Annotated in this window: 7 protein-coding genes; all 7 read right to left on the reverse strand. The window is 73.2% G+C overall.

The window, feature by feature from the left end; translation table 11 throughout:
- Positions 1 to 755: 755 nt before the first annotated feature.
- From ACZ3II_RS06625 to ACZ3II_RS06655, 7 genes are read right to left on the reverse strand one after another with little or no spacing between them, the layout of a single operon-like run.
- Positions 756 to 1,577, reverse strand: coding sequence for an ABC transporter ATP-binding protein (locus ACZ3II_RS06625; protein ID WP_465516636.1), 822 nt, complete (start codon positions 1,575 to 1,577; stop codon positions 756 to 758).
- Positions 1,574 to 2,629, reverse strand: coding sequence for a FecCD family ABC transporter permease (locus ACZ3II_RS06630; protein WP_465516637.1), 1,056 nt, complete (start codon positions 2,627 to 2,629; stop codon positions 1,574 to 1,576). Before ACZ3II_RS06630 ends, ACZ3II_RS06625 begins: the two co-directional genes overlap by 4 nt.
- Positions 2,626 to 3,645 carry a FecCD family ABC transporter permease gene (locus ACZ3II_RS06635; RefSeq protein WP_465516638.1) on the reverse strand — a complete coding sequence of 340 codons (1,020 nt, stop codon included), beginning with the start codon at positions 3,643 to 3,645 and terminating at the stop codon, positions 2,626 to 2,628. Before ACZ3II_RS06635 ends, ACZ3II_RS06630 begins: the two co-directional genes overlap by 4 nt.
- A complete protein-coding gene (locus ACZ3II_RS06640; protein ID WP_465516639.1) occupies positions 3,629 to 4,432 on the reverse strand; it encodes a siderophore-interacting protein in 804 nt (267 codons plus the stop codon). The genes ACZ3II_RS06635 and ACZ3II_RS06640 overlap by 17 nt, the downstream gene beginning before the upstream one ends.
- A complete protein-coding gene (locus ACZ3II_RS06645; RefSeq protein WP_465516640.1) occupies positions 4,429 to 5,178 on the reverse strand; it encodes an alpha/beta fold hydrolase in 750 nt (249 codons plus the stop codon). Before ACZ3II_RS06645 ends, ACZ3II_RS06640 begins: the two co-directional genes overlap by 4 nt.
- Positions 5,172 to 6,863 (reverse strand): ABC transporter ATP-binding protein, encoded by a 1,692-nt coding sequence (locus ACZ3II_RS06650; RefSeq protein WP_465516641.1) that lies wholly within the window; start codon positions 6,861 to 6,863, stop codon positions 5,172 to 5,174. Before ACZ3II_RS06650 ends, ACZ3II_RS06645 begins: the two co-directional genes overlap by 7 nt.
- Complete coding sequence (locus ACZ3II_RS06655) at positions 6,856 to 8,550, reverse strand: ABC transporter ATP-binding protein (RefSeq protein ID WP_465516642.1); 1,695 nt, start codon at positions 8,548 to 8,550, stop codon at positions 6,856 to 6,858. The genes ACZ3II_RS06650 and ACZ3II_RS06655 overlap by 8 nt, the downstream gene beginning before the upstream one ends.
- Between the last annotated feature and the right edge of the window lies 1 nt (position 8,551).

Raw genomic sequence — 8,551 nt, forward strand, 5'->3', positions numbered from 1 at the left:
GACCGACGAATGGGTCGAGGGCCGCCGCTACATGGGCCTAGAGATTCTCGGCAAAGCATGTCTGACCAGCGTCAATGCCGAAAGACACGACACCGAAATCGTCGAAACGACAGCAATCGCCGCATAAGATCAACACACACGGATCAGCGCTGGCCGCCTCTTACACCACGCCAGCGGACGTGACCGAGCGCTGGCGTCCCCGCATCGGCGAGATGCCGTGCGCATAGCTGCCCCCTCCCCGAAGACTTTGGGCTTTCAGGACTTCTGCCTGCGGGGTACGGGTACCGTTCCGGCCGTCAGATCGACAGCGCGTGCTCCATTGCTCCTGAACGCAGAGCGACGGTGATCAACGCCACGTAGTGCGCGCGTGACACTGACCAAGCACGGATTCTGAGGGTCGGTTACCGCCCGCTGAGATCTTGTGCGGTTCACGCTGGTTTTGCCTGCTCAAGATCGGCGGGGTTAGCAATGTGGTGCAAGCAGAGCCGGGTTTCCGGAGCGGCATGCGCAAGATCGGCGGAGGATTTGATCTTGTGCGCTCAGGTCCGATGCCAGGTCCACAGGATCTGTCGCGGGTGGCGGGTGGTCCGGCGGTCAACTGCAGAAGATCGCGAGCATTCACCTGCCCCCGCCGAGCAGGGGCGGAGGGCGCAGGGGACGCGGAAGCAGGCGCGGAGGACCGAAAGCGGGCGCGAGAACGAAGGCAGGCGCGGAGGACGGCGAAATAGGCACGAAGGAGGGCGCGGGCGGGGCCGTCAGGCCATCGATGTCTGGTGGGCGCCGGACGTGGGGGCTGTCCGTGGCAGTGGCACCACCAGGGGCGTACCGGTCGCCGGGTCGGGGACCACCATTGCGCGCAAGCCGAAGACCGACTCCAGCAGGGCCGGGGTCAGGACCTCCTCGGGAGTGCCGCTCGCCACGATCCTGCCGTCCTTCATGGCGATCAGCCGGTCCGCGTAGCGGGCGGCCAGGCTCAGGTCGTGCAGCACCATCACCACGGTCCGGCCCATCTCGGCGTGCAGGCGGCGGACCAGGTCCAGCACGTCGATCTGGTGCGACAGGTCGAGGAACGTGGTCGGCTCGTCCAGCAGCAGCAGGTCCGTGCCCTGCGCGAGCGCCATGCTGATCCAGGCGCGCTGCCGTTGGCCGCCGGACAGGGCGTCGACCGGGCGGTCCGCGTACTCCAGCATGCCGGTCCAGCGCAGCGCGTCGGCGACCAGCTCCTCGTCGCCGCGGGACCACTGCCGGAACCACGTCTGGTGCGGGTGACGGCCCCGCATCACCAGGTCGGCGACGGTGAGGCCCTCGGGCGCGGTCGGCGATTGCGGCAGGACGCCGAGGGTCCGGGCGACGTCACGGGTGGGGGTACGGTCGATCCGGCGGCCGTCCAGCAGCACCTGACCGCCGGTCGGGCGCAGCAGCCGGCCGAGCGCCTTGAGCAGGGTCGACTTGCCGCAGCCGTTGGGGCCGATGATGGTGGTGACCAGGCCGTCGTGCACGTCGATGGAGAGGCCGTCGATCACCGGCGTCTCCCCGTACGCGAGACGCAGGTCCTCGCCGCGCAGGCGGGCGTTCATCCGCTCACCTTCCTTTGTCGCCGGAGCAGGAGCCAGAGCAGGTACGGCGTGCCGATCATCGCCGTGAGCAGGCCGACGGGCAGTTCCTTCGGCGCGATGACCAGTTGCCCGGCCAGGTCGGCGCCGACCACCAGCAGCGCGCCGAGCATCGCCGAGGCCAGCAGCGGTGGCCGGCTGCCCCCGCACAGGCGCAGCGCGACCTGCGGCACGACGAACGCGACGAATTCGATCGGCCCGGCGGCGGCGACCGCGACGGCGGCCAGCGCGGCGGCCACCACGACCACGAAGAGTTGCGCGCCCGGCACGCGCAGGCCCAGGCCACGGGCGGTCTCGTCGCCGAAGGCCAGGATCCGCAGCGCGACGGTGGCGGCCAGGGCGAGCGGCACCAGCACGGCCAGCGCGAGGGCGAGCGGCCCGGCGTGCGACCAGTCCCGGCCGGCCAGCGAGCCGGTGATCCAGATGTTGGCGCGGGTGGCGTCGACCAGTTCGGCCCGGATCAGCACCCAGGAGACGAAGCCGCGCAGGATCTCGCCGATGCCCAGGCCGATCAGGACCAGCCGGAAGCCGTCCAGGCCGCGCCGCCAGGCCAGCAGGTAGACCAGGGTGGCGCTGACCGCGGCGCCGATCAGGGCCGCCGTCGACACGCCGAGGGCGCCGGCCGCCCCGCCGAGCACGATGGCGGCGACCGCGCCGGCTGACGCGCCGGCCGTGATGCCGAGGACGTCGGGGCTGGCCAGGGGGTTGCGGGCGAAGGTCTGGGTGAGCGCGCCGGCCAGCGCCAGGGCGATGCCGACGAGCAGGGCGCAGACCACCCGGGGCAGCCGCAGGTTGAGCAGGATGTGCCGTTCGATGCGGGTGCCGCCGCCGGTGAGCACGTCCCACACGGTCCCCGGGCTGATCGGGAACTCGCCCTGCCCGACCGCGAGCACCGCAAGGGCGAGGGCGCCGGCCAGGCCGAGCACGGTCACGGCGAGGGTGCGCAGCGGCAGGACGGCGGAGACCGGGCCGGCCCGCAGGACCTTGCGCCCGGGGAGGTCGAGCAGGGTCGTCACAGCCGGACCAGCCTGACCCGGCGGACCAGCCAGATGAAGAAGGGCGCCCCGGCGAACGCCAGGACGATCCCGGTCTGGATCTCGGCGGGCCGGGCGACGAGCCGGCCGAGCACGTCGGCGAGCAGCACCGCGATCACACCGAACAGGCCGGCGAACGGCAGCATCCAGCGGTGGTCCGGGCCGGTGAGGAAGCGGGCGAGGTGGGGTACGAACAGCCCGACGAACCCGATCGGGCCGCAGGCGGCGGTGGCCGCCCCGGTGAGCAGCATGATCGCGGTGACACCGGCCACCCGGGCCGTGGTGACGTTCTGGCCGAGCGCGCGGGCCACGTCCTCGCCCAGGCTGAGCGCGTTGAGCGCGGGCGCGTTCACCGCGGCGATCAGCAGTCCGGCCACGATGAACGGCGCCACCTGCCCGGCCGTCTCGATCTCCCGGCCGGCCAGCGAACCGATGATCCAGAACCGGAAGACGTTCAGTGTCTCCGGCGAGGTGACCAGCAGCGATGACGTGAACGAGGTGAGCAGGGCGCTGACCGCCATGCCGGCCAGCGCGAGGGTGACGGGGGTGGGCCCGTTGCGCCCGCCGGCGCCGACGCCGAAGACGAGGACGCTGGCGATCAGCGCGCCGGTGAAGGCGAACCAGATGTATCCACCGAACGTCCCGACGCCCAGCACGCCGATCGCCAGCACCACCGCGAACGAGGCGCCGGCGCTGACGCCGAGCAGGCCGGGGTCGGCGATCGGGTTGCGGGTGTGGCCCTGGATCAGGGCGCCGGCCACACCGAGGGCGAGGCCCACGAGCACCCCGAGGACCGTACGCGGCATGCGCAGTTCCCGCACGACCGCGGTGGCGTCGGAGCCGTCCGGGCTGACCAGGGCCCGCCACACGTCGGCCGGGGACAGGTCCTGCGCGCCGAGGGCGAGGCTGAGCAGCACCGCGGCCCCGGCCAGCAGGATCAGCCCGGCCAGGGCCAGCGGACGGTTCGGGTGGGCCCGGACCTCAGTCTTCAGCGTCATGGTGGTCCAGGTTCACGACGCCGCGTTTCCAGTACCCGTCCACTTCGACGTGTTCCCGGGGCAGCCCGAGCGCCCGCATCTGCCGCCGGATCGGCTTGAGGGCGCCGGCCTCGCCGGCCACCCAGACGAATCCGTCGCCGGCCGGCGCCCGGAAATCGGCGAGGGCGCTGCCCAGCGACTGCCCGGAGCTGCGGTGCACCCAGGTCAGCGTCGTCTCGGGCGTGGTGATCAGCTGCTGTTCCTCGGCGGGGTCGGCCACTTCGGCGTACGCGTGCACGGGCACCCCGGCCGGCACCTGCTCCAGCCAGGCGCCCAGGGCGGGCAGCGCGGTCTCGTCCCCGGCGAGCAGGTACCAGTCGAAGTTCATCGGGTTCACGTACGACCCGCGCGGCCCGAGCACCCCGACCCGCCGGCCGGGCTGCGCGCTCGCCGCCCAGGACGCGCCCGGCCCGTGCCCGTGCAGCGCGAAGTCGATGTCGATCTCCTTGGCCGCTCGCCGCACGTACCGGACGGTGTAGTCACGGAAGATCGGCTGCGGTCCGCCCGGAGCGGGCGGCTCGAAACCCTCGGGGCCGATCGTCGGCATCACCGGCAGATCCGCCCCGGGCGCCGGGAAGAACATCTTGACGTGGTCCTCCGGGGCGGCGTACGCGAAGAGGTCCAGATCGTCGCCGGTCAGCGTGATCCGCGCCATCCTCGGGGTGATCCGCTCGGTGCGCGCCACGGTGAGCAGGCGCGGGACCAGGTCGTGCCAGACGAGCTCGATCTCGCGGACGTCGGTGCTCATGAGGAGTGCTCCTTGAAGAAGGCGAGGATGGCGTCGTTGACCAGATCCGGCTGTTCCAGGTAGCCGTAGTGGCCGGCGTCCGGGATCTCGGCGTACCGGGCGCCCGGGATGCTGCCGGCCAGTTCCCGCCCGCGCGCCGCCGGGGTGATCAGGTCGTCGGCGAAGGAGACGACCAGCGCCGGGGCGGTGATCGTCCGGTAGGCGTCGCGCCGGTCGGTGTCCCAGTCGATCGTCGTGGCCGCACCGCCGGCCGGACGGGACAGTTCCAGGATCTCGAGCCAGTCCTGCGCCTTCTGCGGGTCGGCGAGGGTGCGCGGGGACAGGTTCTGCATGGCCCGGACCACGGCGTCGAAGGCGGGCGGCAGGGTGACCGCGTTCTCCCGCAGCGACAGCTCGGCGGCGGTGAGCGCCCGGGACAGCGCGTCGGGCCGGGCCCGGGAGGCCATCAGCACGGCCTGGCCCACCAGATCCGGCCGGGTCACCGCGAGCTCCTGCACGATGTACGCGCCCAGCGACGAGCCGATCAGGCGGCACGGGCCGCTCGCCGTCTGCTCGATGAAGCCGGCCAGGTCGTGCACCAGCTCCCCGATGGTCGACGCGTCGTCGCGGTTGTCGACGGTGATCGCCTGGAAACCGGCGCCGACGAGAGCCGGGACCTGGTGGAGCGCGAAGGTTCGGCCGCGGGCCCCGCTGCCGGGCACCAGGACGACCGGCGCCCCGGAACCGAACGTGTCGTGGTTCAGCATTCTCGGGCTCCCGTGGTGGTCGTCGGCACCGGGACCCCGCCGGCCAGGCGTACCACGCGCGGGAAGCGCTCGATGGTGGCCTGCCGATGAGCGATGACGATCAGGGTGCGGGCGGTGTGCAGGTGCGCGACGGCGGTCTCGATCCGGTGCGCGGTGGCCGGGTCGAGGTCGGCGGTGGCCTCGTCCAGGACGACCACGTCCGGGGCGAGCAGCGCGGCCCGGATCAGGCCGACCAGCTGCCGTTCCCCGGCCGACAGGTGGGCGCCGCGCGGGCCCAGGTGGGTGTCCAGGCCGTCGGGCAGCGACGCCACCCAGGCGGTCAGGCCGAGGTCGTCGATGGCCTTCATCCGGTCGGCGTCGCCGGGGGCGAGGGCCAGGTTGTCGGCGAGCGTCCCGGTGATCAGGTGCACCTGCTGCGGCACCAGGACCAGGCGCCGCCGCAGCTCCGCGGAGTCCAGGCCGGCCAGATCGGCCCCGCCGAGGCGGACCGTGCCGGTGTCCGGGCTGTACAGCCCGCAGAGCAGCTTCGCCAGGGTGGTCTTGCCGGATCCGGTCTCGCCGACCAGCGCCACCCGGGATCCGGCCGGGAACTCCAGGCTGACCTCGTGCAGCACCCGGCTGTCCCGATACCCGAAGCTGACCCCGTCGACCACCAGGTCCGCGCCCTGGCAGGCGGCGCCGGGGACGCGGGACCCCGGTTCGGTGGCGTCCAGCAGATCCAGCAGCCGGGCCAGGCCGACCTGGGAGCCGACCAGTTCGCCGGCGACATAGGTGAGGTCGTCGACGGAGCTGAACAACTCCCGGCTGGCGAGCACGAACGTCACCACCACGCCGATCGTGACGGCCCCGGCCGAGACCAGGTAGCCGCCGGCCAGCAGCAGCCCGGCGGTCACCACCCCCTGCACGATCCAGGCGGTCTCCAACCAGGTCAGAGCTTTCTGGGTACGGCGTACCGCGGCGAACCATCCGGTCAGCCGGACGTCCAGCCGCTCCCCCCACGGGCCGGCCGCGTCGGCGATCTGCACCTGCTCGCGGGCGTCCAGGGTCTCCCGGACGGTCGCGGTCACCACCGACTCGGCGGCGGCCTCCCCGGCATACGCGTCCCCGGCGGCCCGGCGGAACCGGCGGCCGATGAACCACATGGCCGGGGCGAAGAGCACCACCAGCAGCAGGGCGAGCTGCCACGACGAGGCGAGCAGCACCACCCCGGTGAAGATCACGTAACCGGACAGCGAGATCAGGTCGGGGATCTGCCCGCGGACGAAGGCGGCCAGCTCGGCCACCTCCACGGTGACCCGCTGCAGCAGGTCGCCGCCGCGGTGTGCCTCCAGGAAGCGCAGCGGGGCGGCGGCGATCCGTTCGACGGCCCGGTCGCGCAGGTCGCGGACCACCCGTTCGCCCAGCCGGACGAGCAGGATCTCGGCCTGGCGCAGCAGCAGCATCCGCAGCACGACCAGCAGGGACAGCAGCGCGCACAGCTGCAGCAGCCGGTCGCGGTCGAGGTCGGTGAGCGCGTCGGTGGCCCGGCCGACGACGGCCGGCACCAGGCTGAGCGCCAGGGTGGAGAGCAGGTTGACGGTGACCGCGACGATCAGCAGCCGCCGGTGCGGGCGCAGGTAGGGCCAGACCCGGCGCAGCACGCCGCGCAGCTCGGGGTCCTCGGTGAGCATCCGGATCTCAGCCATGCGTCACCTCGATGCGTGCCGGAGCCGCCGGCTCCGGGGAGGCCTCCAGTTCGATCACCCGGTCGGCGCGGGCGGCGACCGCCGGGCGGGAGGTGGCGGCGATGATCGTGGCGTCCGGCAGCCAGCCGCGCAGGCGGTCCAGCATGCCGGTCTCGGTCGGTACGTCCACCGCCGACGTCACGTCGTCGAGCAGCAGCACGGCCGGGCGGCGCAGCAGGGCCCGGGCCAGGGCGAGCCGCTGCACCTGTCCGCCGGACAACCCGTCGCCGCGTTCGCCGACCTCCGTGTCGTACCCCTCGGGCAGCGCGTCGACGTCGAAGGCCGCGGCCCGGCACGCGCCGCGCAGCTCGTCGTCGGTCAGGTCCGGACGGCCGAGGCGCAGGTTGTCGGCGATGGTGCCGGAGAGCAGCACCGGCCGCTGCGGCACACCGGTGATCCGGGCGCGCAGGTCGGTGAGGGCGGCGGCGGGCAGCGGCACCCCGCCGTACGTGATCGTGCCGGAACTCGGGTCCTCCAGGCGGGCCAGCAGCCGCAGCAGGGTGGTCTTGCCGGCGCCGACCGGCCCGGTGATCGCCACGAACTCCCCGGCGGCGATGCGCAGATCCGGCCAGCCGAGCACGCGGCCGGACGTGGCGGTGGTGGATCCCAGGTCGGCGCGCAGGCCGGTGACCACGAGGTCGCCGCGTGGCGGCAGTGGCACCGGACGCTCCGGGTCGGACACACCGGCCTCGATGTCCAGCACTTCGGCGATCCGGCCGGCGGCGGTCCAGCCCTGGCCGACCTGGGCGAACCGGCCGGTGATCCGTTCCACCTGGAGGCTGAGCAGGCTCATCCAGCCGGCGAAGGTGACCAGCCCGCCGACCGTGAGGTCACCGTCGAGCACGGACAGACCGCCGATCAGGACACCGGCTGCGAGGGCCGCCGCCGGGACGAACGGGGCGTGCGCGGACCAGTTCGCGGTGATCCGGGCCAGGCTCAGGGTGCGGCTGGTGACCGAGTCGCTGCGCTGGTGGTGCCGGTCGACCAGGACCTGTTCGCCGCCCAGGCCCCGGGCGGCGAGGCCGGCGGTGAGCAGGTCCTCGACCGCGTCGGCCCGTTCCGCGTGTGCTTCGGAGACCGCGGCGTTGGCGCGTTCGTAGCGGGGCGGGTACCAGAGGTTGACCAGGATCAGCAGCGGCAGCGTGGCCAGGCCGACCAGGGCGAGGACCGGTTCCAGCAGGGCGATCGACACGATCACCGCGGCGCAGCCGATCAGGCCGCTGAGCAGCGTCGGCGCCCCGGCCAGGAAGGTGTGCACCGCCTCCACGTCCCGGGTGGACCGGGTGATCAGGTCGCCGGAGCCGTGCCGCTGCACGCCGCGCCGGTCGAGGCGCAGCACGTGGCCGGCGAGCCGGGCGATCAGCCGGTTGGCGGTACGCGACGCGGCCAGCACCCCGAACCAGCGCATCCCGGTCTCGCCGCAGGTGAGGGCGGCCGAGACGACCAGCAGGACGCCCACCCAGGCGAGCAGCACACCGGTGTCACCGGCACGGATGCCGTCGTCGAGGGCCCGGCCCAGGCAGATCGGCAGGGCCAGCAGACCGCCCTGATAGATCAGTCCGAAGAGCCAGGCCACGCTCAGACGCGGGCCGCTGTCCCGCAGCGCCCAGCCGAGGATCGGGTGTGGCCGGGCTGTACGCGTCCTCATG

The organism is Actinoplanes sp. NPDC019969 (genome assembly GCF_055562375.1).